Origin of the sequence: Rhodococcus sp. JS3073 (genome assembly GCF_026810085.1) — a bacterium.
Lineage (GTDB): Bacteria > Actinomycetota > Actinomycetes > Mycobacteriales > Mycobacteriaceae > Rhodococcus_F > Rhodococcus_F wratislaviensis.
The window spans coordinates 8,253,382-8,278,649 of record NZ_CP113951.1; the positions used below are offsets into that span (position 1 = coordinate 8,253,382).

General features: G+C 65.7%; 29 protein-coding genes. 12 read left to right on the forward strand and 17 right to left on the reverse strand.

Annotation, left to right across the window (positions count from 1 at the left end):
- The first annotated feature begins 34 nt into the window (after positions 1 to 34).
- Complete coding sequence (locus OYT95_RS37665) at positions 35 to 400, forward strand: peroxiredoxin (protein ID WP_037233968.1); 366 nt, start codon at positions 35 to 37, stop codon at positions 398 to 400.
- Positions 401 to 493: 93 nt separating this feature from the next.
- Positions 494 to 1,465 carry a nucleoside hydrolase gene (locus OYT95_RS37670; protein WP_268790502.1) on the forward strand — a complete coding sequence of 324 codons (972 nt, stop codon included), beginning with the start codon at positions 494 to 496 and terminating at the stop codon, positions 1,463 to 1,465.
- 291 nt (positions 1,466 to 1,756) lie between these two features.
- On the opposite strand, the gene OYT95_RS37675 is transcribed toward OYT95_RS37670, so the two are convergent.
- Positions 1,757 to 2,479: a DUF3105 domain-containing protein gene (locus OYT95_RS37675; RefSeq protein WP_268790503.1), complete on the reverse strand. Its 723-nt coding sequence runs from the start codon at positions 2,477 to 2,479 to the stop codon at positions 1,757 to 1,759.
- A 108-nt stretch (positions 2,480 to 2,587) separates the two neighbouring features.
- Positions 2,588 to 3,211, reverse strand: a complete 624-nt coding sequence (locus tag OYT95_RS37680) for a GntR family transcriptional regulator (protein ID WP_268790504.1) — start codon at positions 3,209 to 3,211, stop codon at positions 2,588 to 2,590.
- 348 nt (positions 3,212 to 3,559) lie between these two features.
- Here OYT95_RS37680 and OYT95_RS37685 point away from each other — a divergent pair, with 348 nt between their 5' ends.
- From OYT95_RS37685 to OYT95_RS37705, 5 genes are read left to right on the forward strand one after another with little or no spacing between them, the layout of a single operon-like run.
- A complete protein-coding gene (locus OYT95_RS37685) occupies positions 3,560 to 4,300 on the forward strand; it encodes an ABC transporter permease subunit (protein ID WP_255221530.1) in 741 nt (246 codons plus the stop codon).
- Positions 4,300 to 5,037, forward strand: coding sequence for an ABC transporter ATP-binding protein (locus tag OYT95_RS37690; protein ID WP_037233960.1), 738 nt, complete (start codon positions 4,300 to 4,302; stop codon positions 5,035 to 5,037). The genes OYT95_RS37685 and OYT95_RS37690 overlap by 1 nt, the downstream gene beginning before the upstream one ends.
- Positions 5,038 to 5,073: 36 nt before the next feature.
- Positions 5,074 to 6,159 carry an NrtA/SsuA/CpmA family ABC transporter substrate-binding protein gene (locus tag OYT95_RS37695; protein ID WP_037233956.1) on the forward strand — a complete coding sequence of 362 codons (1,086 nt, stop codon included), beginning with the start codon at positions 5,074 to 5,076 and terminating at the stop codon, positions 6,157 to 6,159.
- Between the two features lie 12 nt (positions 6,160 to 6,171).
- Positions 6,172 to 7,536 carry an LLM class flavin-dependent oxidoreductase gene (locus OYT95_RS37700; RefSeq protein WP_128638505.1) on the forward strand — a complete coding sequence of 455 codons (1,365 nt, stop codon included), beginning with the start codon at positions 6,172 to 6,174 and terminating at the stop codon, positions 7,534 to 7,536.
- Positions 7,533 to 7,946, forward strand: coding sequence for an OsmC family protein (locus OYT95_RS37705; RefSeq protein WP_112298289.1), 414 nt, complete (start codon positions 7,533 to 7,535; stop codon positions 7,944 to 7,946). The genes OYT95_RS37700 and OYT95_RS37705 overlap by 4 nt, the downstream gene beginning before the upstream one ends.
- A 23-nt stretch (positions 7,947 to 7,969) precedes the next feature.
- Here OYT95_RS37705 and OYT95_RS37710 read toward each other — a convergent pair whose 3' ends face one another.
- From OYT95_RS37710 to OYT95_RS37720, 3 genes are all read right to left on the reverse strand, one after another.
- A complete protein-coding gene (locus tag OYT95_RS37710; RefSeq protein WP_268790505.1) occupies positions 7,970 to 8,218 on the reverse strand; it encodes a hypothetical protein in 249 nt (82 codons plus the stop codon).
- Between the two features lie 5 nt (positions 8,219 to 8,223).
- Entirely contained in the window at positions 8,224 to 8,418 is a 195-nt protein-coding gene (locus OYT95_RS37715) for a hypothetical protein (protein ID WP_037233944.1), read from the reverse strand.
- 94 nt (positions 8,419 to 8,512) lie between these two features.
- On the reverse strand, positions 8,513 to 8,839 hold the full coding sequence (locus OYT95_RS37720) for a hypothetical protein (protein ID WP_268790506.1): 327 nt from the start codon (positions 8,837 to 8,839) through the stop codon (positions 8,513 to 8,515).
- 216 nt (positions 8,840 to 9,055) lie between these two features.
- Here OYT95_RS37720 and OYT95_RS37725 point away from each other — a divergent pair, with 216 nt between their 5' ends.
- The gene (locus OYT95_RS37725; protein WP_268790507.1) at positions 9,056 to 9,766 is read left to right on the forward strand and encodes a tyrosine-protein phosphatase; all 711 of its coding nucleotides are present in this window, start codon (positions 9,056 to 9,058) and stop codon (positions 9,764 to 9,766) included.
- A 38-nt stretch (positions 9,767 to 9,804) separates the two neighbouring features.
- Here the strand turns inward: OYT95_RS37725 and OYT95_RS37730 are convergent, their stop codons facing one another.
- Positions 9,805 to 10,287 carry a DUF1707 SHOCT-like domain-containing protein gene (locus OYT95_RS37730; protein WP_268790508.1) on the reverse strand — a complete coding sequence of 161 codons (483 nt, stop codon included), beginning with the start codon at positions 10,285 to 10,287 and terminating at the stop codon, positions 9,805 to 9,807.
- A gap of 103 nt (positions 10,288 to 10,390) precedes the next feature.
- Between OYT95_RS37730 and OYT95_RS37735 the strand changes: the two genes are divergently transcribed.
- Positions 10,391 to 10,924: a PadR family transcriptional regulator gene (locus OYT95_RS37735; RefSeq protein WP_037234050.1), complete on the forward strand. Its 534-nt coding sequence runs from the start codon at positions 10,391 to 10,393 to the stop codon at positions 10,922 to 10,924.
- Positions 10,925 to 10,930: 6 nt separating this feature from the next.
- Here the strand turns inward: OYT95_RS37735 and OYT95_RS37740 are convergent, their stop codons facing one another.
- From OYT95_RS37740 to OYT95_RS37765, 6 genes are all read right to left on the reverse strand, one after another.
- Positions 10,931 to 11,461 carry a hypothetical protein gene (locus OYT95_RS37740; RefSeq protein ID WP_268790509.1) on the reverse strand — a complete coding sequence of 177 codons (531 nt, stop codon included), beginning with the start codon at positions 11,459 to 11,461 and terminating at the stop codon, positions 10,931 to 10,933.
- A 78-nt stretch (positions 11,462 to 11,539) separates the two neighbouring features.
- Positions 11,540 to 12,640 (reverse strand): calcium:proton antiporter, encoded by a 1,101-nt coding sequence (locus OYT95_RS37745; RefSeq protein ID WP_037233932.1) that lies wholly within the window; start codon positions 12,638 to 12,640, stop codon positions 11,540 to 11,542.
- Between the two features lie 50 nt (positions 12,641 to 12,690).
- Entirely contained in the window at positions 12,691 to 13,800 is a 1,110-nt protein-coding gene (locus tag OYT95_RS37750; protein WP_268790510.1) for an amidohydrolase family protein, read from the reverse strand.
- A 60-nt stretch (positions 13,801 to 13,860) separates the two neighbouring features.
- On the reverse strand, positions 13,861 to 14,916 hold the full coding sequence (locus OYT95_RS37755) for a VOC family protein (protein ID WP_268790511.1): 1,056 nt from the start codon (positions 14,914 to 14,916) through the stop codon (positions 13,861 to 13,863).
- Between the two features lie 9 nt (positions 14,917 to 14,925).
- Positions 14,926 to 15,780: an alpha/beta fold hydrolase gene (locus OYT95_RS37760; RefSeq protein WP_112298282.1), complete on the reverse strand. Its 855-nt coding sequence runs from the start codon at positions 15,778 to 15,780 to the stop codon at positions 14,926 to 14,928.
- Positions 15,777 to 17,411 (reverse strand): bifunctional 3-(3-hydroxy-phenyl)propionate/3-hydroxycinnamic acid hydroxylase, encoded by a 1,635-nt coding sequence (locus OYT95_RS37765; protein WP_268790512.1) that lies wholly within the window; start codon positions 17,409 to 17,411, stop codon positions 15,777 to 15,779. Before OYT95_RS37765 ends, OYT95_RS37760 begins: the two co-directional genes overlap by 4 nt.
- A 133-nt stretch (positions 17,412 to 17,544) precedes the next feature.
- Here OYT95_RS37765 and OYT95_RS37770 point away from each other — a divergent pair, with 133 nt between their 5' ends.
- Positions 17,545 to 18,189: a TetR/AcrR family transcriptional regulator gene (locus tag OYT95_RS37770; protein ID WP_268790513.1), complete on the forward strand. Its 645-nt coding sequence runs from the start codon at positions 17,545 to 17,547 to the stop codon at positions 18,187 to 18,189.
- Positions 18,190 to 18,657: 468 nt separating this feature from the next.
- Here the strand turns inward: OYT95_RS37770 and dmpG are convergent, their stop codons facing one another.
- The 3 genes from dmpG to OYT95_RS37785 are packed head-to-tail and all read right to left on the reverse strand — an operon-like array spanning position 18,658 to position 21,442.
- Entirely contained in the window at positions 18,658 to 19,665 is a 1,008-nt protein-coding gene (gene dmpG / locus OYT95_RS37775) for a 4-hydroxy-2-oxovalerate aldolase (protein ID WP_268790514.1), read from the reverse strand.
- A complete protein-coding gene (locus tag OYT95_RS37780; RefSeq protein WP_268790515.1) occupies positions 19,662 to 20,633 on the reverse strand; it encodes an acetaldehyde dehydrogenase (acetylating) in 972 nt (323 codons plus the stop codon). The genes dmpG and OYT95_RS37780 overlap by 4 nt, the downstream gene beginning before the upstream one ends.
- Positions 20,630 to 21,442: a 2-keto-4-pentenoate hydratase gene (locus OYT95_RS37785; protein ID WP_268790516.1), complete on the reverse strand. Its 813-nt coding sequence runs from the start codon at positions 21,440 to 21,442 to the stop codon at positions 20,630 to 20,632. The genes OYT95_RS37780 and OYT95_RS37785 overlap by 4 nt, the downstream gene beginning before the upstream one ends.
- 87 nt (positions 21,443 to 21,529) lie before the next feature.
- Here OYT95_RS37785 and OYT95_RS37790 point away from each other — a divergent pair, with 87 nt between their 5' ends.
- Positions 21,530 to 22,324: an IclR family transcriptional regulator gene (locus tag OYT95_RS37790; RefSeq protein WP_268790517.1), complete on the forward strand. Its 795-nt coding sequence runs from the start codon at positions 21,530 to 21,532 to the stop codon at positions 22,322 to 22,324.
- Positions 22,325 to 22,393: 69 nt separating this feature from the next.
- On the opposite strand, the gene OYT95_RS37795 is transcribed toward OYT95_RS37790, so the two are convergent.
- The gene (locus tag OYT95_RS37795; protein ID WP_112298275.1) at positions 22,394 to 23,002 is read right to left on the reverse strand and encodes a TetR/AcrR family transcriptional regulator; all 609 of its coding nucleotides are present in this window, start codon (positions 23,000 to 23,002) and stop codon (positions 22,394 to 22,396) included.
- A 108-nt stretch (positions 23,003 to 23,110) separates the two neighbouring features.
- On the opposite strand from OYT95_RS37795, the gene OYT95_RS37800 reads away from it, so the two are divergent.
- The gene (locus OYT95_RS37800) at positions 23,111 to 23,479 is read left to right on the forward strand and encodes a hypothetical protein (RefSeq protein WP_268790518.1); all 369 of its coding nucleotides are present in this window, start codon (positions 23,111 to 23,113) and stop codon (positions 23,477 to 23,479) included.
- 250 nt (positions 23,480 to 23,729) lie between these two features.
- Here the strand turns inward: OYT95_RS37800 and OYT95_RS37805 are convergent, their stop codons facing one another.
- Positions 23,730 to 25,115, reverse strand: coding sequence for a DUF2252 domain-containing protein (locus OYT95_RS37805; protein WP_268790519.1), 1,386 nt, complete (start codon positions 25,113 to 25,115; stop codon positions 23,730 to 23,732).
- Between the last annotated feature and the right edge of the window lie 153 nt (positions 25,116 to 25,268).

A 25,268-nucleotide genomic window follows, 5' to 3' on the forward strand; every position in this document is an offset into this window, starting at 1 on the left:
GTCGGCAGTCCTCGCGCGGCGAAGACTCGAATCCATGAGTAATAAAGCAGTGGTCAGTCTCACCACCGGTCTCGAGGACGCCGAGAAGGTGACGGTTGCGTTTCTGGTCGCGGTCGGCGCGGCAGAACAACAGCGCGAGACGCTGATGTTTCTCACGAAGGAAGCGGTACGGCTCGCGCTCGACGGCACTATTCAGGGCGTGGCATGCGAAGGTTGTCCGCCGCTTCCCGATCTGGCAGCACGATTCGAGACCGCGGGCGGCATCTACATGGTGTGCCCGATCTGCTTCGAGGCCAAGCACCTCGACAAGGACGCGCTGGTATCCAATGCCGAACTCGCCGGGACGGTACCGATGTGGAAGTGGATAGGCGACGAAGGGGCGGTCACGTTCAGTTACTGACCGGCGAAACCAGCGGGAGCCGGGTCCAGTTACACTGCGCGCGAGTGTAATCGAGTCGATTCCGATCTGGAATCACGGGGGACAGGACCGGAAGTGACGGACCGCTGCGTACTCGTCGACACCGACACCGGAGTCGATGACGCCCTCGCCCTGCTCACCGTTGCACACCACCCCGGAACCGAGATCGTCGGTGTCGGAACCGCGTTCGGGAACTGCACCGAACGGCAGGCCGCGCGGAACGCCCTCACCGTGCTGTCCGTCGCCGGCCTACACGACGTGCCGGTGTGCATCGGACAACCACGTCCCGGGCCGCCACCTGCCACCAGCTCCCCGCACGGACTCGACGGACTCGGCGACCGCGGATATCGGCCGCCACCGGGCGTGTATCCGGCGCCCGAGTCCGCCGTCGATCAACTGCTCCGCGTCGCCGAGGACCGGCCCGGTGCGGTGGACCTGCTGTGCCTGGGTCCGCTGGCCAACATCGCCGCCGCCGTCACACGCGACCCACGGCTGCTGACCCGGTACCGTTCGGTCACCGTCATGGGTGGCATGGGAACCGCCTCCCGTAGAGGCGTCGAGGCAGCAGTACAACCACAGTTCCTCGGGAAGGGTGACACCAACACCAACCACGATCCAGGCGCGGCCACGGTGGTCGCCGCGGCGCCTGGGCAGATTACGTGGGTGGGAATGAATGTCACCGGCCGACTCCGATTGGCCTGGGCCGATCTCGTCGCTCGTTCCGCGGTAGGAAAGACCGCGACCTTCGTCCGCGACATCACCGAGGACTATCACCGCTACTGCACCAGCACATACCGCGCCGAGAATCCGATCTACACCGCACACGATTCCGTCGCAGCCGCCGTGATGCTCGACCCCGCGGTCGTGCTGGCCGCCGACGATGCCCAACCCAGGGTGCGCCACGAGGACGGCCGGGCCGCCGTGTGGGGCGTCACTCCAGTACGGGGGCCGGCACACCGATTCGTGACCGACCTCGATTACGGTTCGATCGGAGCGCGGATCGCCGCCACGCTCGACGCAGATATTCCCCGATCGGGCGCGCGCTAGCGGTGCCCGTGTGTCAACTGTCGGTATTCGACACGGCGTCGACGGCCCTCATGTGAGGGCGTCGAGCAGATGCAGTTCCTCCGCCACGATCAGATCGACTTCTTCACTGGTCAGACCGGACAACAGATGTGCCGCCAACATCGCTCTCACCTCCTCATGTGCTCCTACTTATTCGTCGAATCGGCGATCGCGATATCGACAAACCGGGCACATTTTCGGTAGATGAATTTCGGCTTCGACCGCAGGAACCCGATCTCGTCCGAAGAGGGGTGGAAATGTCCGGTGACGCGGCTACTTGCCGTCGACCGGAAACGCATCGGCATCCGGCGCGGATGGATCGAATGGTGGCGGGTCGGCCGGATCGAATCCACCGCGCACCGTCGAGCAGGTTGCCCCCGGTTCCGGGTAGGTGTTCGGGTTCTGGCGCAAGGCCGTGAGGAAGTCGGAAATGCGCCGATCGTGGGCGTCGTCGAGCTTCAGTTGGTGACCCCACGACTGCAGGGACACCGCCGAATCGAGCCCGGGGTACGGCGACATCAGGGTGTACGGTTCGCCGTCGACGTTCGCTGCCAATGTTGCGACGTCGTCGGCGCTCAGTCGGTCCGGGTCGTAGGTCACCCACACGGCCCCGTGTTCGAGGGAATGCACGGCGTTCTCGCTGCGAATCGCTGCGGGATAGACAATGCCGGTGCACGTGGCCCAGTACTGGTCGTGTGCGCCACCGAACGGGGGACTCTGGTCGTAGGCCACCCGCTGCGGCGCCTGGACATGGGCGGCGGGCGGATAGTCGACGGTGACGATCCCTTCGATCCCCAGCGACGGGTCAGGATTGTCCGCGCTCGGCGCGAAGTCATGGGCTTCGCGGCCGTCGTCGGCTCCGGAGGCCAGGGTGTAGGCAACGACGGCGACCACTCCTACGACGACCACCACGGCGGCGAGCAGCAGCCAGGGCAGGCGCCGCCGTCTTCCTGGGGAGGGTCGAGATTTCGGGTCCTGTCCGCGGTCGATCGTCATTGCCCATCCTTCGTCTCACCGGGCGCCCTGACCGCGCATCCCCATCCACGAAGCATGGTAGTAGACGGTGGGATAACGCCCGGTTGCTCGCCGGTGCGGCGCCGGCGACTACCGCCGGGCCATTGCTGCGATTCGCAGATCACGGGTACGAGTCTGGTGCGCGATCATCAGGATCCGCGCCTTTTCGGCGTCGCCGCTCTGAACGGCGGTCAGGATCTCGCGGTGCTCCGTTTCGATTTGCTCCAGATTGGAGGAAGCCTGGGCCTCCTCCGCGTCATAAACCCGCAACTGAGCGTCGAGCCGGTCCATCAGCTGGGTGATCGTCTGATTGTGAGCCGCGCTGCGAAGCGCGCTGTGCCATTCATTGTGTAGCGCCAGGCTTGTCGAGGGATCGGGTGATTCGATTGCCTGCTCGAACAACCGGCTCAACCGCGCCAGGTCCAACTCGGTGTGGCGGGTCGCGGCCGAGTACGCGATCGCGGACTCGAGTGCGATCCGTGCCTCGCAGATCTCGAGCACCTCCTCGGGGGTGCGCTCGCGCACCCGGTACCCACGCGGCGCCTGCACCACCAGGCCCTCGTATTCGAGTCGCTGCAACGCTTCCCGCACCGGTGTACGAGACAGTCCCAACTCCGCGCCGATCGTCGCCGGTATCAACATCGTCCCGGGCCGGTCGGCACCGCCGGTGATCCGCTCACGCAGCTGTTTGTACGCCGATGATTCTCTCTCCATCGAGTTCCCCTGTCCGGGCACGAACGCCATGCCACGGAGCAAGCCTTACCAGAGGTGAACAGCCCGAGTAAAGAGTTTGAATCCATGTGTATACAGATGCAGACATAGTTGTGCAGATGTTCGTAGGCTCCTCCGCGTCAGCACAAGGAGTAGCCATGAATTTCGACTCAGCACGCCGAGCTCTCAGCCGGAAAACAGGAACTGTCGGATCGGGCGTCGTCGGAGATGTCTGAGACGCAACTTGCCGCACCACACATCACGCGGCCGGAGCCGGCGAGGGAGGATCGTCGTCGGCCACGCGGTGCCGGCGCGCACCACCGACTTCAACCGTCACTGTTGCTGCCATGGGTGGTGCCCGTCCTCGTCATCCTCGGCTGGCAGTGGGCGTCCTCGACCGGGGCGATCTCACCCTCCATCCTGCCTCCGCCCAGCAAGGTCCTCGCCACGGCAGACCAGCTGTGGACCGCCGGAGAACTGCAGAAGCACCTGACGGTCAGCCTGCGCCGAATCCTGATCGGGTTCTCCCTCGGAGCATCGATCGGACTCGTGCTCGGCTTCGTCGTCGGACTCTCGCGAATCGCCGAGGGACTGGTGGACCGCACCCTGCAGATGTTGCGTGCGCTTCCACACCTCGCCCTGGTCCCGCTTCTGATCGCGGCGTTCGGTATCGGTGAGCTCCCGAAAGTCGTGCTCGTCACGCTGGGTGTGATCTTTCCGGTGTACCTCAACACGGTCGCGGGAATTCGTACGGTCGATCCGAAACTCGTTCAGCTCGGCGAGTCCTATGGGCTGGGTCGAGGCGCCCGAATCCGCGACATCATCGTTCCCGGAGCCATGCCGATGATTCTCACGGGCATCCGCTATGCACTCGGCGTCGCCTGGTTGACGCTGGTGATCGCCGAGACGATCGCCACCAGCGAGGGCATCGGATTCCTCGCTCAGAACGGCCGGGACATGCTGCGCAACGACCGCATCGTTCTCGCAATCCTGCTGTACGCCGTCGCCGGACTGCTCGCCGACCAGATCACCAGGCTGATCGAGGCCCGGGTCCTGCGCTGGAATCCCCACTATCAGGGAGGGAATCGCTGATGCCTGCCACCAACCTCGTCGGCCTCGATCTGATCGGCATCGGGCACCGATACCGTGACAAGACAGTTCTCCACGATCTCGACCTGACCGTCGCGCCCGGTGAGTTCGTCTCGTTCCTCGGCCCCAGCGGGGTCGGCAAGTCCACGCTTCTGCGGATCATCGCCGGGCTCGAACAACCGACGCACGGCGCCGTCGAATCCAGCGGCAGCACCTCCGGTGGCACGATGTCGCGGATGATGTTCCAGGAGGACCGTCTGCTTCCGTGGCGGAACGTCCTGGACAACGTGCAGCTCGGAACTCGGAGTCAACGCGAACGCGCCCTCGAGCTGCTGCGCGATGTAGGTCTGTCGGGGCGTGAGAGAGGCTGGCCGTCAGAGCTTTCCGGAGGGCAGCGTCAACGGGTTGCGCTCGCCCGGGCGTTGCTGCATCGGCCTCATGTCCTCTTGCTCGACGAACCGTTCGGCGCCCTGGACGCCATCACCCGCGTGGCGATGCAGCAACTTCTCGAACGCGTCCTGGCCGAGCAGCCGAGGACGGTTCTGCTCGTGACCCACGACGTGGAAGAGGCACTCGTGCTCTCCGACCGCGTGCTGCTCCTCACCGAACAGGGCATCACCCGTGATCTCAGGATCCCGCACGCCCGACCACGACACCGCGGAGACGCCCAACTCGCGGCCTGGAAGGAGGAGTTGCTCGACGGACTCCTCCAAGCAGACAACGCGCTCTCTTATCCCTAGTCCCACCTCCTGGTCCCATCGAAAGGCCCTCACCTCATGTCACCCCGCGTCACTTCACAACTCCGCGCCCTCGATCGGCGAGGATTCCTCAGGGCCGCCGGCGCCGGAGTCCTGGGTCTTTCCGCCCTCTCGCTGACCGGCTGCGGTGCGTCGGCATCCGGCGCGGCGGGTGGCCCGCTGACCGAGGTGCGTTACGCATTGATCGGCGACGGGAAGGCTGAGCCCGGCACGATCCTGCGCAACAACCTGGGCGGATTCGACCTCGCCACGGATCTAGGGGTCCCCGTCCAGTGGCCGTCCGGTTTCCCGGCTTCACTCCCGGTGATGGAGGCCGTCAAATCGGGAAGTGTCGACTTCTCCTTCGCCACTGCCACTGCGGTGATCTACGCCATCGGCGGTGGTGTGCCGATCGTTCCGCTGGTTGCATATCCACTTCCCGCCAACGAGGTCGACATCCTGGTTCCGCAGGGATCGGACATCAAGTCGGGTGCAGATCTGCGAGGACGCAAAGTCGCGGATCATCGCGGCACCACCGGCACGTACAGCTTGGTGAAGTATCTGGAGTCGGTCGGCCTCACACTCGACGACATCGAGTACGTCAATCTTCCCGCCGCAGATGCGGAGGCCGCCTTCGCGGAGGGCAAGGTCGACGCGTGGATCAGCTGGCAGCCCACCATCGAGTTGGCCAAGCGCAAACACAACGCGGTCGCACTTCCCGACGTGAAGACGTACGACTACGCCTTCTTCGTCGCGAGTGAGGACTTCGCATTCAACCATCCGGATGCCGCGGCCACACTGGTTCGGAACGTGCGCGATGCGCAACGCTGGATCGACGGCAACCCCGAGGTCGCGGTCTCCGCGTTCGCCGAACTGGGTGGATTCGGGAACAGTGATCTCGAGGAGCAGGTGTATCTCGACCTTGTGAAGGCGAGACGCCTGTCCTATTCCGGCGCAGGTGAATTCACTGCGCTGGATGCGGCCGCGATCAACGGAACCCAGGACCTCGCGGACAACTTCCACGACCTCGGTGTGTACCCGGACCGGGTCGACGTCACCACCTGGTTGCAGGATTCGCGTTTCGACTCGATCAAGTCAGTCATTACTCAGGCTCTCGCGAAGTAGGTATCATCACACATGTCTTCCTCCCGTATGCATCTGGCCGCCTTCGTTACCGCGGGCCCGGGTCGGCCAGGCGGCTGGCGGTACCCGGGGTCGGTACCCGGCTGGCTCAGCGCCGGCTACTACCAGAACATCGCCCGCACGCTCGAAGACGCTCGTTTCGATCTCGCGTTCTTCGCGGACATACTCTCCGTGCCCGACCGCTTCGGCGGCAGCCCCGACACCCAGCTACGCAACGGGGCACTCGGTTCGATGCGCCTCGACCCGCTCCACGTGCTGTCGTCGATGGGTGCGGTCACTTCGCATCTCGGCCTCGCCGCCACGGTCTCCACCACGTACGCGCAACCGTTCACCGTCGCGCGATCCTTCGCCACCCTGGACCACCTGACCGAGGGACGTGCGGCCTGGAATGTGGTGACCTCCTTCCAGGAGTCGGAAGCGCGAAACTTCAACCGGGACGAACAGTTTCCCCGTGAACAGCGATACGAGCGGGCAGACGAGTTCCTCGAGGTCGCGGGAAAGCTCTGGGACAGCTGGGAGGACGACGCTCTCGTCCTCGATACCGAACAGCCCCTGTTCGCCGACCCGGATCGAGTGCACCCGATCCGTCACAAGGGCGACTGGTTCACCGTGCAGGGGCCGCTGAACGTCCCCAGGCCTCCGCAGGGCTACCCCGTGGTGATCCAGGCCGGTGCGTCCGCCAAGGGCAAGGACTTCGCAGCACGGTGGTCCGACGTGATCTTCTGCAGCCACGCGTCACTCGAGTCCGCGCAGGACTTCTACAAGGAGATCAAGGAACGGGCTGCCGCTCACGGCCGCGACCCCGAGGCTGTGAAGATCCTCCCGTCCATCGCGCCCGTCGTCGGGGCCACGACGGCGATCGCGCAGCAGACATTCGAAGAACTCTTCGACCTCGTACCGCCCCTCGGGGGATTGTCCACACTTGCCTACCACTTGGACGTGGACCTGTCGACGTTCCCACTGGACGAGCGACTCCCCGACGTCGAGGTTCCCGGCGTCGAAGGCCACTACCAGGAGGTCAGGGAGATGACCGAGCGGGAGGGGCTGACCCTGCGTGAGCTCGGGAAGCGCTACGGCGGTCGCGTGGAAGGTGGATTCATCGGCACTGCAACAGAAGTCGCCGACGGGCTCGAGGAATGGTTCGGGCGGGGGGCCTGCGACGGATTCATGGTGCAGGCTCCGTACCAGCCGGGGGGATTCGAGGACTTCACCCGCCACGTGGTTCCCGAGTTGCAGAAGCGAGGACTGTTCCGCAAGGACTACGAGGGGCGCACCCTGCGCGAGAACCTCGGGCTACCCCGAGTGCAGAGCGGGGAGTGGGCCAACCGGGTGCGTCGAGCCGCCGAGGCCGCACGGTGAGCTCCGGCGTCGCGGAAGTGTCCGGGCACACGGTATCGGGGGCGCCGGGACGATTCATCCTCGATGCCCGCGAGAACCACCTCGTCTCGGATTCACGGTTCGGCCCGGCCGAGGCCATTCAGGCCGGCGAACTGCTCCTGGCAGCGATCGTTTCGTGCGCAATGGCGAACATTCAGTCCAACGCCGAGGCCGACGACATCCGCGTCGACAACATCGAGGTACACGCGTCCCATCGACGGGGTACGACCGACCCGACTCGCTACGACTTCACTGAAGTGCGCATCGAGATTCACGGGGTGGACCAGCCGACGGCCGACTCACTGGCGGCGAAGTTCGCGGCGTCCTGCCCGATCTACAACACCATCGGGCGGGGGAGTGGAATCGATTTGACCGTCATTGCCCACCCCTAGTCGAGGTCGCGAGTGGCGCAGATTCAGAGTGACGGGCGTGTGCGAGAGATCGCGGTGTCGATCACGGCGAAGATGTCGCGCTGTGGAACCGTGTCGCCCGCGGCCGTCTGGGCTGCTTCGATCAGATCATCGACGAGACTGTCGAACAGCAGTGCCGTGTGAGGGTCGGTCCGGTGGCAGGGACTGTCGAACGCGTGCAGCGCATCGACCGCGTCGCGGAACCGGCCGAGCCCCTCGGGGGCCTCGCTCACCGGCATCGTCTGCACGTTCATCGTGCTCAGCTCCGAACCATGCTGTTGGACAGCCGGGATTCGTTCAATGCTCGGCTGGCGGGATCGCAGCGGTACTGACCGGTGGTGGTGTGCCGGTAGCCCGGACCGTCCTTGGCGACGGTGTGCCCGCAGTAGCGGCATTCGTGACCGGACTGCCCGATGCGGATGGTTTCGATGGTGGGATACGTGTTGGTGCTCATTGCTCTCGTTCGTCGGTGTGGTCGGCGGTGTCTGTGAAAGTGGGGTTGAACGGCCGGGGCGGACTTCGCGGCGCCACTGCTGTCGGCGGCAGCGTCATGCGTATTCGGCGACAGGCTCGGCCGAACCGACGTGGGCGCGCTCCAGGGCCTCCCAGACGAGGTCGTAGCGCTTGAGGGTCATCTCGTCCGCGTTCGCGAGCAGGGCGTCGAGGAGGGAGTGCGGATCGTCCTGCCAGGAGTGCAGCGCCGCCGCGACGGTTCTGTTGGTGAACAGACCCGATTGAGCAAGGGCATGACTCCACTCGTCGAACAGACCGCTGTGGATGCGTTCGACGGCGTCGTGGTCGAAACCCTCGGCGACGAAGTCGCGCGCGAAGGTTGCCGTGACGTAGTCACCGCAGGTAATCGGTTCTGCATTCATCGGTGCGAGCACCCTCCGTCAGTGGCGGCGTCGGACCAACGGGCGACCCCGGTTCGTGAGTATGAGACAGGTCACATCATCGCCGACTGTGGGGAGATGGCGCATCGGCCGAATCACCGGGGGGTATACCTATCTTCTGGTCCCCGCGGCCCTCGTCCGGCGGGGACACGGGCCGTTCTGCCTGGTCACGGCCTCTCGCCTCGGAAGGAAGCTCCTATGACCGTCACGGACCTCGATGTCCTCCCCAACCTGCGCGACCTCGGCGGGCTTCCGCTCACCGAGGGGCGACGGACCCGGGCCGGGGTGCTCTACCGCAGCGCTCTGCCGGCGCCCGGCGATGCCCGACCGACCACGGTCGAGGAGTGGCCGGCCCGCACCGTCGTCGACCTGCGCAGTCCCCAGGAATTCGCGACCCGGGAGCATCCGCTGCGGTCTGAGAAGACCGCCGTGCACCGGATCTCGCTGCTGTCCGATGCCGAGGTCGCCGCGCCGAACCAGGGTGACCGGCTCGCCGACGTCTATCTCGGGATTCTGACCAATGCGGGGGAGCGTCTCGTGGACGTCCTGCAGGTGGCGGCCACCGCCCCCGGCCCGGTGTTGCTGCACTGCGCGGCAGGTAAGGACCGCACCGGGGTCGCGGTGGCGTTGCTGCTGCGCACGGCCGGAGTCGAGCCCGACGACATCGTCGCCGACTACGAATCGACCAACCAGCACATGGGCGCCGTCGTGGCCCGCATTACCCGCTTCGCTCCCGAACTCGGCCGGGCGCATCCCAACGACCGCGATCTGCGGGGTGCGGTCCCCGAGGCCATTGAGGGAGTCCTCGCCCGCTGGGACACCCACCCGGGCGGCATGCACGCGTGGCTGCGGGCGCACGGTGCCACCGACGAGACGATCCGGCTCTGGATCGCGCGTTTCACCGGGTGACCGACGGACCCGGGCGCACCGCCGTTCTTCCGCGGGACTCAGCGACTCACGGCGACTCTCGTCCGGTCGTCGTGCAGAGCACCGGTGATCCTGCTGCAGCCGCCCTCGCGGCCGAGCAGGGTCCTGCCCAGCAGCACCAAGCCCCACGGGCCTATCACCCAGACCGGCCACGGGTAGATCATGACGCCGGTCGCGAGCGAGACGATGCCCCAGACCACGATGTTGATTCCTCCGGCGGCGAGCCAGGCGAGCCACTCGATCCGCTGGTGACCCGGGATGAGACGACGCGCGGGGCGGATCGTCGGTGCCGCGGGCCGCGCGGTGGCGACCGCGGAGGGTGCCGACGGAAGATCACGTAACACCTCATGCGCCTGCTGCTGGGTGGTCGACCGATACACCTGTGCCACCCGCTGGTCGAACTCCCCGATGGTCAGTCGCCCGGCGGCGAGGTGCCGCCCGAGTTCACCGACGACCTGTTCGCGTTCGGAATCGGATATTCGGATGTTGTCCGCGTACTGCATCGGACCCTCCTCGGCGATGACATTCCACTATGGAATGTCGCTACTACCATGATCGATATGCCACAGTGGAATGTCAACCCCCGACTGCGCGAAGGACCGTGCCATGGCCGAACGCCCCCTCAATGCCACTGCGGCATCGCTCCTCGGGTTCCTGCACGAGGGATCCAAAACGGGATGGGATCTGGTGGTGACCGCGCAGGAACGCATCGGCAAGTTCTGGTCGATCACGACCAGCCAGGTGTATCGGGAACTCGCCGCGATGGAGCGTGCCGGGTTGATCGAGGCGGGGGAACGGGGCGCCCGAGAGCGCAAGCCCTACACGCTCACCGAGGATGGTCGCCAAGCGTTCGCGGAGTGGATCGAGCGCGACCCCGGCCCGGAGAACATTCGCTATCCGATGCTGCTCACCGTCGCGTTCGGCGCGCACCTTCCGCCCGAGCGGTTGGCCGCGATGCTGGACTCACACCGCGCAGCGCACGAGCGTCAGCTCGCCGAATACGAGCGTGACGCCGCAGCGCACGGTTCCAACCGATTCGCGCTGGCCACACTCGACTTCGGGATCGTGTACGAACGTGCGGTACTCGAATGGTTCGATCGTGTCGGGAATCGTCTGGGTCAGGGGCAGACAGGTCTCTGAGGACTGTCAGCCGATCACACCGTCTTCGGCACCGACAGTCGTCGGCAGGTCCACCAGTTGCGGCGCACCGGCTTCGTTGCAGATCACGGTGACGAACGCCGGAAACACTATTCGCCACGAGCCGCCGACAGGAGACAACGCGCTCGCGGCGAATTCGGCCCATTCCTTCGGCAGCAACGTCACGGGTTCTTCCTGCAGCCATTGCGGCGTGGGAATCCGGCGGTTCTGCTCCTCGGCGGGATCGACGATGAACCGCACGTCGGTGGCGGTACCGGTTCCGACGTTGCGGAGCCGGAATCGGTCGACGGGTCCACGGATACGCTGGACGTCGAACTCGACGTGCTGCGGCTGTGGGAATGCTCGCTGCGCGGCTTCGGCGATCCGGGTCAACGCGGCGACTTGGTCGAGCGCCGCGTCCAGCGCGGCTTCGGCCTCGTGTCTGGCCTGTTCGGCGAGGGTTGCCTTCCGCCACGCTGCGGCAGTGGTGGCAGCGAACAGCACCGCAGCCGCCGCGCTGACCCACGATGCGGTTCTCATGCGCGGAAACTTACCCGAACGCATTTCGGGGAGGCTCGCTGGTGACGTCTCCATGAGCGGTGAGGCGCCGGGCGATGGTCAGGGGTTGACGGAGAGGAACACGTAAGCAGCCAGCAGCACCAAGTGGACGCCGCCTTGGAGGCGGGTGGCACGCCCGGGGACCACCGTCAGCATGCCCACCACCACGGTGATGGCGAGTAGCACGACCTGAGTGGGACCGAGTCCGAGCAGAAGTGGGCCGTCCAGCCAGATCGAGGCGACGGCAATGGCCGGGATGGTCAAACCGATGCTGGCCATCGCCGATCCCAGGGCCAGATTCAAGCTGATCTGGATCCGGTTTCTCTGCGCCGCCCGCACCGCGGCGAGGGTTTCCGGCAGAAGCACTAGCAGCGCGATGACTACGCCGACGATGGATTGTGGCAATCCGGCGTCCTCGACCGCGTCCTCGATCGCAGGGGACTCGACCTTCGCCAATCCCACGACGGCGCACAACGCCAGTACCAGCAGGGCGAGGCTCGTTCCCGCCATCCTGCCTGTCGGGGGTGCGGCGTTCCGGCCATCGGCGTCCACCGGTTCATCGGCGATGACGGGCAGGAAGAAGTGTCGATGTGGTCCGGTCTGGGTGAGGACGAACATCCCGTACAGAACCAGCGAGGCCACTGCGGCGAATATCAATTGTGCCGAAGAAAATTCGGGACCGGGCCGACTCGTGGTGAAGGTCGGCAGCACCAGGCTCAAGGTGGCCAGTGACGCCACCGTCGCCAGTGCGGCGCCGGTACCCTCCGCGTTGAACAGCGCGACCCCGTATCTTCGCGAGCCGACGAACAGCGACAACCCCATGATGCCGTTGACTGTGAGCATCACCGCCGCGAACACCGTGTCGCGGGCAAGCGACGCCGTCGCCGGGCCACCCGAGATCATCAACGTCACGATCAATCCGACCTCGATGACGGTGACGGCGACAGCGAGAATCAACGATCCGAACGGCTCGCCGACCCTGTGTGCAACCACTTCGGCGTGATGAACAGCAGCCAGCACTGCACCGACCAGCACCACCGCAACGACGAGCGCCAGAACCGTGCCGATGTCTCGGCCCCAGGTCACGCCCAACACCGCAACGGAGACCGGTGGTATCAGCAGCGGCCACTCCGCAGTGACCGACCGCCACCCGAACGCCATGATTAGACCTTGCCAGTTCGGTCCGCTGACGTGCACGGCAATGCCGAGTTTCAGCCGCCCAGCACCGCGGACAGTCTGGGCAGTTCGTGAAGCGGATTCGTTCGTTCGATCTCCACGCGATCCGCTGCCGAGAATGTCTCGCTCAACTCTGGCTGAGGGTCACCGGACTCGAGGAGCGTGACCTGGCTGAACGGCCAGTCCGAGCCGAAGACGACGTGGTCCTTCGATGTCACTGCCAGGACACTGGTCATCGACGGTGGAGCGGGACTCAGTGCGGTGTCGTAGAAGAATCGATTGACGCGGTTCTTCACGTCCAGAACCGACAGCCGTTGCACGCCCGCGGGCCAGAGGTCTGCGATCGGAGTCTGCGCGGCGAGACCGATGCGGTGCGACAGGAACGGCAATGTGCCGCCGGCATGCGCGAGCTGGAAGCGAATGTTCGGGAAACGTGTCAGCGTTTCGGTCGCGATCATCAACGTCGCCGCACGAGTGGTGTCGAAGGTGAACTCCTCGACGAAATCCGGTATCGGCGACTCCGGTTTCGCATCCCCGGGAATGGATGCGGGGTGGACGAACACGTAGGCGCCGCGGGCGTTCAGGACTGCCATCAACGGATCGAAGCGCGGATCGCCGAGATAGATTCCGTCGTACGCGGACAGCAACACGACACCGTCGAGGTGCAATGTGTCCAAAGCATATTCGGCTTCGGCGATCGACGCGGCGACGTCGGGCATGGGCAGCACCGCGAACGCACCGAATCGTGTGGGGTGCTGGTGGAACAGATTCGCGGCATAGGTGTTGCAGTAGCGGGCCAGGTCGTTGGCTTCCCTGCCGCGTAGGAAAGAAACCCCCGGATCGGAGACGGACAGTGCTTGGGCGCCGATGCCGTATCGGTCCATGAAGTCGAGTGCCGCTTCTGGTGACCAGGTGGGTGTCGGGTATCCGCCGATGGTGACGTACCCGTGCGACAACAGCGCGGACCGATACTCGGGTGGCAGAAAATGCGCATGCAGATCGATGCGGTAGTTACCAGCGGGCAGTTGGGCATCCACCGCTGGCGCCGCGGAGGCTGTTCGCCCCACTGCCAGCACCGCTCCCACAGCGGCGGTCGCACCGAGAAGCCCTCGCCGCGTCATCGTCGCACCGTTGTTGTTGTTCACTGAGCTCCTTGTGTCGTGTCGCCACACCGTTGACGGATTCCCTCGAAAGGATCCGGAGGACTACTGGTAGTCGGGTATTCCGTTCCCGCTGAGGGCGGGGACGGTCTCTTCTGCCACGCCGGCCCAGTGAACGGCGGCCTTGAACTGTGCCAGCTTGTCGATCACGGTCTGCCCCGAGCGTGAGTGGCCCCAGATGCTGATGCCCTGATGCGTTGCGGGCTCCCACGTGTTCTCATCGATGACGAGGGGATTCCAGCCGACCTCCCATTCGAACCCCGACGGGGTCTGGGCGTAATACGAGAGTTCACGGTCGTTCGTGTGCTGACCGACACCGAGGGCCATCCCGAAGCCCAGTTTCTTCACCCGCTCGAATGACTGGATCATGTCGTCGAGCTCGGCCACCTGAATGTTGAGATGCTGGATTCGCGTGCGGATCGGGTTGATCTTCATGCCCCGGACGTTCGCGATCGCGATCGAATGGTGTCGTTCGTTGACCCGCAGGAATCGAATCTCGAGCGTCAGACCGCTGATGGTCTCGTCGATGTAGTCCGTCAGGCGAGCATCGAAGACGGTGTCGTAGTAGCCGCGCAGCTTGAACGGCTCCTTCGATGTGATCGCCACGTGTCCCATGCCACCGGCACCGGTGACGAAGGCGTGATTCTTCATCACGAGAGGCGTCGCACTGATCAGTGCTCGGGTGAAGATCTCCTGGATGATCCCTTTGGGGCCCGGAAAACGCAGCAGCCGTTCCACTCCGCGAAGCGCGGCTTCGTCGGCAGTGCCCTCATCGATGGGGACTCCGTTCGCGACGACCCTCGCCACGATGCGATCGAACGTCTCGTGGTCGTCGATCTGCCAGCCGATGGCGGTGACGTCCTCGGCGGGGCCGTACTGCAGCAGGAAGCGGCACTCGTGGTCGTCCATGCGGAATCGGATGCGTCCGGTGTCCAAGTCGTCGACGTGCATGCCGATCGCTTCGGCCCCGAAGCGTCTCCAGTCGGCGAACTTGCGGGTCTCGATGACGATGTACCCGAGTTGGACGTTGCCGAAGACGGACGGGCCGACGACCCCATCGTCGGCGGCCGTGTCTTCACTGTTCAGCGTGTGTGTGCTCATCTGGTGTCCTCAGGCCGACAGGAAGGTGCGGGTGACGTCGTTGAAGAACTCGGCACGTTCCCACTGGACCCAGTGGCCGGCGCTCGAGACCTGCAGCAGGTCGCAGTTCGGCATGGTGTCGGCGAGCATGCGGCCGCCGGACGGTCTGTTCACCTTGTCTGCGGCGCCCCACACCACGAGGGTCGGGGTCTGCAGCGACGACAGTCGCTTGTCGCGGGTGAAGTCCATGCGCCACAGGGTCTCGAGCGCATTGCGGCCGGACGGGCGTCGCAAAGGTGGGTCGGCGACCACAGCAGGGTCGATGCTGGACTGGAAACGCTGATCTATCACCGCGTTGGGAACGGCGGCGCCGTCGAATACCAGGTAGTCGCGGATGAACGTCTCGAGCTTGCCCCGCGACGGTCCGTCCCCGCCGTAATAGGCCAGCAGCGATCTGAGGCCGGGCGTCGGCAAGCCGCGGGTGGTACCGATACCGCCGGGTCCCATGAGCACCATGCGGCCGACGCGGCCCGGGGTGTCCAGCGCGAGCCGCAACGCGCACGCACCGCCGTAGGAGTTGCCGAGCAGATGGGCCTTGTCGACACCGATGTCGTCGAGCAGGTCGCGGATCGCATCGGCGAGGTAGCCGAACGGATCGCTCTGATCGACGCCTTTCGTCGACCGCCCGTATCCCGGCAGATCGGGAACGATGACGCGGAACGACGAGGCGAGTGCGTCGATGTTGCGCGAGTAGTTCGACACGCCGGACGCGCCCGGTCCGCCGCCGTGGAGGAGCACCACGACCGGACCCTCTCCGGTCTCGGCGTAGAAGATGTCCTTACCGCCGACGTGCACTGTCTTCTCGGTCATGGTCGAGGTGGTCACTTGGTCCTCCGAGGTAGGTGGTCGAATGAGTCGATCGTCGGGACGGTCACGGGGGATACGTGCAGATCGAGGCCCTGTGGCGCGCGAGCGAGACCGGTGTCGGGTCCGCCTGCCGCGTAGACGAATCCGTCGGGTCGAATCGCGAGCACGGTGGCGCTCTTGCCGCGGATCCAGTCGATGAGGACATCGTCGGCGTCGACGATCGCCCCTTCTCGCGCGTACGCCCCGGCCGGCAGGATGTCGAGCACGGGGACACCGGCCGCCGTCCAGGAGGCGGTGCCCTCCGAGCTTCCAGCCCGAAGGATTGCCCATTGTCCAGCGAGGACGTCGTCGAGCCGTTCCCGCTCGCCTTTCTCGTCCAGGACCCACGGTTGCGGAATTTGATGGCCGATGGCGCGAGTGCCGCCGCGACCGGGCAGCCTGGTTGTCGGCGACGTTGCGAGAAACCCCTCGGGGTAGAACGCTGCCGGGATCCAGCGACTGTCACGGAGCCAGTTGTTCACTGCCGGCACCTTGGTTGCCAGTCGCAGACCGTGATTGCGCAGGGCAGAGATCGCAGGGCGGCGTTCGGTGATAATGTTGCCGGTCTTCACGGCTCTGCGGGTCACTTCGCGGACGTGCGGCATGCGTTCGATGTGGTAGGAATCGAGGACCGCCTCGGGCAACGACCCGGTGACGACGGCTGCCAGCTTCCAACACAGGTTCGCCGCGTCGCGCACCCCCGCCGACATTCCCTGCCCGATCCAGGGTGGCATCACGTGTGCGGCGTCTCCTGCGAGAAATATCCGCCCGACGCGCCACCGGTCGGCGAACCGCACGTGGTGGCTGTAGACGACCGCGCGCAGGATCTCGACCTGGGTGTTCGTGATGCCCTGCTTTTCGAGGACCGCCCAGATGGCATCGTGGGCGACCAGTTCCTCCTCGTCGGCGCCGGTGGGAACCGGGTATTCCCAGCGGTGATGACCGAGGGGCGTGGGGCAGTCGACAGTGGGCTGGGCCGGGTCGCAGTGGAAACGTAACGAGTCGTGGCCCGGCCACTCCTGGAGCACCTTGGTGTCGATGACCACCCATCGGTCCTCGTAGGTTTGTCCTTCGAATCCGATGCCCAGCTGCCCGCGAGTCGGGCTCGACCCCCCGTCCGCCGCGATCACATACGACGCCCGAACGCGCGTGAACACGTCCGTCGTCAGGTCGGCGAGCATGAGCTGCACGCCGGTGCCGTCCTGGACCACCCGCAGGCACTCGTGTTCGAGGAGTAGCTCGACATTGGGGAACCGCTCGACACCGCTGCGAAGTGTCTTCTCCACGGCCGGCTGATAGATGAACTGCTGGGGCGGGTGCCCCGCGCCGCGCGATACCGGGGCTGTGCGGACGAACGGCTTACCGTGGGAATCGACGAAGTTGACCGGCTTACCTGGCAACATCTCAACGTTCAGGCGGTCGGCCAGGCCTACCTGTTGCCAAATCCGCAGCACTTCTTCGTCTGTGGAAATTGCTCTGGCGCGCCCGTAGATGTTCGGGTCACGCTCGATGACCAGAACGCGTAATCCGTTCATTCCCAATAGGTTCGCGGCGGTCACACCAGTAGGTCCGTAGCCGATGACGGCTACGTCGTATGTCGTGTCGGGCACTTCGAGGACCTCTCGCCGGGTGGAGTATCTCCACCGCTGCCACTCTTACTGTAGTGGTCACTACAATATGTATTGATCGCTACAGTAAGATGGGATACGTTGAGAGTCAAGACACAACCTGCGGAGGTTACGAATGCCCGAGGACCGGAAACCGCGACGTACACGTTCGAACGGCGAAGAATCGCGGCGCCGCATTCTGGACGCGGCTGTCGAGGTCGCCAGCGAACGTGGATACGACGGAACCTCGATCGCACTCGTCAGTGCCTCGTGCGGTTTGCCCGCCAGTTCGATCTACTGGCACTTCAAGGACAAGGACGATCTGATCGCGGCGGTGATCGAGCGTTCCTTCGCCAGTTGGCTCGAAGCGGTCACCCTGCCGGCCGACGGGACGCCTCGTGAGCGCATCACGGCGATGTCGATCCACATCGCCAAGGCGCTGCTCGATTCTCCCGATTTCCTACGGCTCGGGCTGATGCTGGCACTCGAGCGTCGTCCGACCGAACCACGCGCCCGAACGATGTTCCTCGAAGTCCGCGACGAAGCCACCCGGCGAATAGCGGACACGGTCCGGGAGTTCGCACCCGAATTGGACGGCGCCTCCGTTCACCTGTTGACGACGTATGCCGTGGCGTCGGCAGACGGTCTGTTCATCGCCAAGGAGATCGGCGGGGACACCGTGGACCTCCTCGCTCTGTTCGAACTGCACGCCTCGCTCGTCTTCGACGCACTCACCGGGCTTCGGGCCGGCAACCGGAAATCGACCCAGGAGCATTCGTGACCGCTCGCATCGACACCCACCGGCATTTGATGCCCCGCCTATCGTCGGATGCTCGACGACCGCGGCCTCACCGCGGGGGTTGGCCCACCCCGGACTGGTCACCGGCATCGGCGATCGACCTCATGCACCGCTCGGAAATCGGAACCGGGATCCTCTCCCTGAGCGCTCCCTGCCGGACATCGACGGGTCTGGGTCGAGATCGGACGGGTCTTCGACGAACTCAACGCAGATGGTGTGGTGTTGATGTCGAACACCCAGGGAAAATGCCTCAGCCACAATGATTTTCGAGCCGACCTGGGCGGAGTTGGACAGCCGCGCCGCAGTTCAACCCAGGCATCGCACCCGCGGACAGGTGGATAGCGCTGTGACACAGTAGAGTTACGAACGCTCGAGCTTGGTTGAATTGTTCATGGCATTTACCTTGATCAACTACCCAGCGGTCGCCCGTTCACTTGCGCTTCGAGCTGTTCAGTCCTCGGACCTGAGATCGAGCGCGATGTCGGTGATCATGTCTTCCTGTCCGCCGACGAGTCGGCGTTTGCCGACTTCGAGGAGAATGGTGCGGACGTCGATGCCGTACTGCTTGGCGGCGGTTTCGGCGTGGCGGAGGAAGCTGGAGTAGACGCCGGCGTAGCCCAGGGTGAGGGTTTCCCGGTCCACGCGCACGGGCCGGTCCTGGAGGGGGCGGACGAGGTCGTCGGCGGCGTCTTGGAGGGCGAACAGGTCGCAGTTGTGTTTCCAGTCCTGGAGGTTGGCGACGGCGACGAATGCCTCGAGTGGGCAGTTGCCGGCGCCGGCGCCGTGCCCGGCGAGGGATGCGTCGACGCGGGTGACGCCCTCCTCGACGGCGACGACGCTGTTGGCCACCGAGAGTGACAGGTTCTCGTGGGCGTGGATGCCGATCTGGGTGGCGGGGTCGAGGAGGTTCCGGTAGGCGCGGACCCGGTCGCGGACCCCGTCCATGGTCAGGCGGCCGCCGGAGTCGGTGACGTAGACGCAGTGCGCCCCATACGATTCCATCAACTTCGCCTGCTTGGCCAGGTCGTCGGCGGTGCTCATGTGACTCATCATCAAGAATCCGGAGACGTCCATGCCGAGCTCGCGGGCCTTGGTGATGTGCTGGGCGGACACGTCCGCCTCGGTGCAGTGCGTCGCGATGCGGATGGAGCGGACACCGAGCTGGTAGGCGTGTTCGAGTTCGGCGATGGTGCCGATGCCTGGCAGCAGCAGCGTGGTGAGGGTGGCGTGGGTGAGGTTGTCGGCGGCGGCCTCGATCCATTCCCAGTCGGTGTGGCTGCCGGGGCCGTAGTTGAGGGAGCCGCCGGCGAGGCCGTCGCCGTGTGCGACTTCGATGGCGTCGACCCCGGCGGCGTCGAGGGCGGCGACGATGCGGCCGACGTCGGTGGGGGTGATGCGGTGCCGGACGGCGTGCATGCCGTCGCGGAGGGTGACGTCCTGGATGTAGAGCTTGGTCATGGTGCGACCTCCGCGGGGATCGTGTTCTGGATGCGTCGGGCGATGGACTCGGCGGTGCGCAGGGCGGCGGAGGTCATGATGTCGAGGTTGCCGGCATAGGCGGGCAGGTAGTGGGCGGCGCCCTCGACTTCGAGGAAGATCGACACCTTGGTGGTGACCGGGCCGGCGCCGGCGGGGACCAGGGTGTGGACGGGTTCGCCGTCGGGGATCGGGGTGAACTGGACGTCCTGCTTGAGCCGGTAGCCGGGGACGTACTCGGCGACCCGGGCGGCCATCTCCGCGACGGAGCCGCGGATCGCGTCGTGGTCGGCGTTGCCGATCAGCGCGAGGACGGTGTCGCGCATCAGCAGGGGTGGTTCGGCGGGGTTGAGGATGATGACGGCCTTGCCGCGGGCGGCTCCGCCGACCTGTTCGACGGCGTGCGAGGTGGTTTCGGTGAACTCGTCGATGTTCGCGCGGGTGCCGGGTCCGGCGGATTTGGAGGCGATGGACGCGACGATCTCGGCGTAGGCGACGGGGGTGATCCGGGAGATGGCGGCGACCATGGGGATGGTGGCCTGGCCGCCGCAGGTGACCATGTTGACGTTGTCGACGCCGGAGTCGAGGTGCTCGTCGAGGTTGACCGGGGGCACGACGAACGGGCCGATCGCGGCGGGGGTGAGGTCGACGAGCTTCTTGCCGTAGGGGGCCAGCGCTGCGGCGTTGGCCTGATGGGCCTTGGCGGAGGTGGCGTCGAAGACGATGTCGATGTCGTCGAAGCCGTCGAGGGCGATGAGGCCGTGCACGCCGTCGGCGGTGGTGGGCACGTTCAGGCGGGCGGCGCGGGCGAGGCCGTCTGAGGTCGGGTCGATGCCGACCATCGCGCCCATCTCGAGGCTGTCGGAGTTGCGCAGGACCTTGATCATCAGGTCGGTGCCGATGTTGCCGGATCCGATGATCGCGACTTTGATCTTGTGGGTGTGTGTCATGCGTTGTCCTTCGAGAAGGTGGCGGTCACGGTGCCGAGGGTGGACAGTTCGGCGCGGATGACCGTTCCGGGTGGAGTGGGGACCATCGGGCCGAGGGCACCGGAGAGGATGACCTGCCCGGCGCGCAGGGGGTGGCCGTAGTCGCGGGCGGTGCGGGCGAGCCAGGCGAGGGCTTGGAGGGGGTCGCCGAGGCAGGCGGCGCCGGTGCCCTCGGACACCAATTCCTCGTTGGAGAACAGGCGCATGGATACCTCGCGGGGTTCGAATTCGTCGAGGGTGAGCCAGCTTTCGCCGAGGACGTAGAGTCCGGAGGAGCCGTTGTCGGCGACGGTGTCGGTGATGGTGATGTCCCAGTCGGCGATGCGGGAGTCGACGATTTCGAGGGCTGCTGCGGCGCGGGCGACGGCGGCGCGCACCTGGGCGAGGCCGAGGTCGCCGTCGACGAGGTCGGCACCGAGTTCGAAGGCGATTTCGGCCTCGGCCTTCGGTTGCAGCAACCGGCCGCTCGGGACCTCGGGTAGGCCGGTGACGTCCATGTCGGCGAACAGCACACCGAAATCCGGTTGGTCCACTCCGAGTTGCTGTTGCACGGCGGGGGAGGTCAGGCCGATCTTCCGTCCGGTGATGGTGCCGCCGGCGGCGACGCGGAGGTCGGTCAACCGCTGCTGGACGGCGTAGGCGGCGTCGATATCGGTGACTCCCAGTAGATCTTGCACGGGTGCGCACGGACCCGCGGTTGCGGACGCAAGTCGGTCGGCTGCGGCCACGATCGACGAATTCGACAGGGCTTCGGACGTGGTGGTTGGCATCGATGACCTCACGGTGTGCTGATTCGAGATGGATGTTGGGTGCGTTGTTGCTTGTACTGTGCCGGGCCGGATGGTGATACTCAACGAATGAGTCCCGTAGAACGGAACACTGTGGAACGGGGTGACGAGCCGACATCGGTGGTCCGGCGAATGTCGGATCTGCTCGCCGCGTTCGGTCCCACCGACACGGCGCTGGGCGTCAACGAGTTGACCCGGCGGACCGGGATACCGAAGGCGACGGTGTCGCGGCTGGTGAAGGAGATGGAAGGCGTCGGGTTTCTCGAACGCCGGGGTGTCAAGGTGGGGCTGGGCCTTCGGCTGTTCGAGCTAGGCGAGCGGGCCTCTCGTCGCCGGTCGGTCCGCGAGGTGGCGTTGCCGTTCCTCGCCGACCTGCGGGAGGCGACACGGCAGACGGTGCATCTGGCGATCCTCGACGGCACCGAGGTGGTCTACGTCGAGATCCTGCCGGGGCGGGACGCACCGTGGCTGCCGTCCGGCGTGGGTGGTCGTCTCCCCGCGCACGCCACCGGGGTGGGCAAGGCCCTGCTCGCGGGAGCACCGCCTCAGGTGATCGGCGACGTGCTGGCAGCCGGCTTGGTCCGGGTCGGTCCACGCACCATCACCGCGCCCGGGCCGCTGGTGCGGCAGTTGCGGCGGATCGCTTCGAGCGGCATCGCCTACGAGCACGAGGAGTCGGCGCCGGGCGTCGCATGCGTTGCCAGCGCCGTTCGCGTCGACGACGGTCCGCCGGTGGCGGCCGTCTCCGCGTCCGGGTGGATCGGCAAGGTCGACATCCGACGAGTCGGTCCCGCTGTGCATACGACCGCCCTGAGCATTACCCGTGCACTCACCGAGGGTGGTGATCGAGACCGTCGAGCATGAAGCGCCGATGGCCGCTTTTACAGGCCTTCGCCGCGCCGATACCTGATCCTCGCAGAGATGACGCGACGGCTATGTCCGGGCCGACTGGGCTCGGGTGAGTGCGGCCTGGGTCGCGGCCTCGACTGTCAGGACGATGAAGTCGCGTCGTCGCGAGTCCCGGTCGCGACCACGCGGAAGGGGTGTCGAGAACAGCCGGTCTGCGGTCTGGAGAGCTACCCATCCGTCGACGAGCGTGATGACAGTGATGAGCAGTTCCTGTGCATCGCTCTCGGACAGTTCGGGGACCGCTTCCCGTGCGCTGGCGACTAACGCTCGAGCGTGCTTCTGTCGTGATGCTTCCGCGACAGGTGCCTCGAGCTCGAGTCCTTCCCAGAACAGCAGCCGCGTGAAAGTGGGGTGCTCGCGTTGGTAGTCGAATCGGCGACCGGCATAGTCTGCGATGGCGGGGACCCCGTGACCGGAGAGTTCGACAGCGGCCAGCGTGGTTGCCAGTTCGTGTTCGAGGACCGCGCTGAAGAACGCCTCCTTCTTGCCGAAGTACTGGTAGATGCGCTCTTTGTTCACTCCTGCTGTGTCGGCGATCCGATCGACACGGGCGCCGGCCAGACCGAACGAACTGAATTCGGTAACTCCGGCCTGGATGAGGAGCTTCTTGGTTCGTTCGGTATCCCACGCCACGGCTGCATCCTACGACAGACTCCAACTGTTTGGTTGCAATCTGCCTCCTCAGGCTCTACGGTCAAAGTGCAACTGAATAGTTGGAGTTTTGGGAAGGGTTGCCTCAGGATGGAATCTCTCGTTCTCGCATCCGCGGTGGTGGAACATCTCGCTCCGACGACTACGAGGTACCGGCCTGTACGGGTGAACCGGCTTGCTCGGGATCTCGTGCCGGCGCCGCCTCCGTCCATCCACGTGCGGGCGGTCGCCACCTGGGTGTCGATATTCCCGCTCGTCACGTTGGGCATGACCGTTATGGCCTTGTCGGGCCCGATCACGGCCGCCTGGCCGACGTGGCTGCGGGCCCTGTCGCTCACCGGTGTCGTCGTTCCCACCGCGGTGTATCTCGTCGTACCGCGTGTGCTTGCCGTGTCCGTCCGGTGGATGAGCTGGCGGCGCGGGCGGTCGGCAGCTGCCGAGCCCGGTGAACGCCTGTAGCGGCGCGCGCGGAGGCTCTCACTCGCACCGCCGGCTCCATGGCCTAAGGGGTGACAATTCGTGTCGGGGGAGCGAGGTATGTTCTGGTTGCGACGAAAGAGGTCGCCACTCACACTCACGCATCCGAGGCATTCCGGCTCGGGTGGATACGAGGTGCAACCGCGCCTCGTATCTCGGGGGAGTGGCGACCTTTCTCGGCTCGCCACCCCTTGGCTACACGTTCCGCACTGAGCAATTCCGCCGTGCCGGATCAGGCCGGCTCTGCTGCGATCCGCCCCGATTTCACCGCGGCGACCAGCGTTGCGTGGTCGGCTTCGGTTTGATCGGCGTAGCTGACGGCGTACCGTCCGATCACCTCGTCGAGGTCCGTGTCGCTGGCGAAGTATCCGGCGAGCGCCCGCGGATCGAGCGAGCGGGTGTGTGCACGCGCGAGCAGGGCGCCGGCGAGCCGGCCGTAGTCGTCGAGATGGTCTTGTTCCAGACCGGTTGGATCGATGTCCCCTTTGAGGTTTCGGAACTGCCGCACGATGTAAGGGAGGCCGTCGATGGTCGTCCAGCCCAGCAGAATGTCTGATTCCGCCTGCACCAGCCGGGCGCCGTGCACGATCCGCTTGCCCTCGTGTTTCGGCTCGTCGACAGGTAGATACGCCGATAGTGCGGACGGCCGGGCCTGCTTCAGTTGAAGTACGAGCACTTCGTCCCGATTACCGTGCAGCAGGGCTATATAGCTGCGCAGACCCACGCTGCCGGTTCCGACGATCCGGAACGCGACGTCGGACACGGCGAATCGGGTGATCAGGTTCCTGCGAGACTCGCGCAGTGACTCGACATACCGTTCCAGACCATCGGTCACGGCATCGGCGGTGGCGCGATCGACGTGGGTGAGGATCGGCGGGTCGTCGATGAACCGTCGTCGGCGGATCCCGGTATCGTGATCTTCGAGGTGGGCGGTCCATTTCTCCGCCACCTTCTCGCTCGTATTGCGTCGCGCTTTCTGCGCAGCCTTGTCGAAGTCGTCGAGCAGCGCGTCGGCCTTTGCCCGCTCGAGCACCGATTTGTCCGGCAACGCATTCCAGGACTGAAGGAATGGCAGTTCGGCGAGATCGCGGATGGTGCGTCGATACGATTTGACGGCGTCTTCGGCGGCCTCGATGCAGCCGTTTTCGGACACACCGCCCTCGCGTCCGGCGAGGACCAGGCTTGCTGCGAGGCGCTTGAGATCCCATTCCCACGGGCCGGGGACTGTCTCGTCGAAATCATTGATGTCCATGACGATCTGACCGTCCGGCGTCCCATACAGGCCGAAGTTGGCAGCATGGGCGTCACCGCACAGCTGCGCTGTCAATCCGGTAACCGGAGAGGTGGCGAGGTCGGCCGCCATCAGGCCTGCGGCGCCGCGGAAGAAGGCGAACGGGGAGGCGATCATCCGGCCGATTCGCAGCGGGATCAGATTTGCCAGCCGTCCCTGATTGCTGGTCTCGACGAATTCGAGCACATCCGGCCGTCCTGCGCCGGCCGCGGCGCTCTCGTGCGCACTCGACGGCACGGTGGCCCGCAACGCGTCGCCACGCGCGAAGACGTCGTCCGCCTCGATCTGGGTTCGCAGGTCGACGGCTCGCGCTCGATTCTTCGTCACCACGGCGACACTATCCCAGGTCCTCGCGGCTATCCGCTCGTCGGCGCCATCCCATCGCGCGCGTCTGCCGTCGCTACCTGCGAAGAATGGGCCTCGCGAGTCGGATCCATCGTGCTGCCGTATCGCCAGGACGGGTCGCCGTCTCCGCCACAC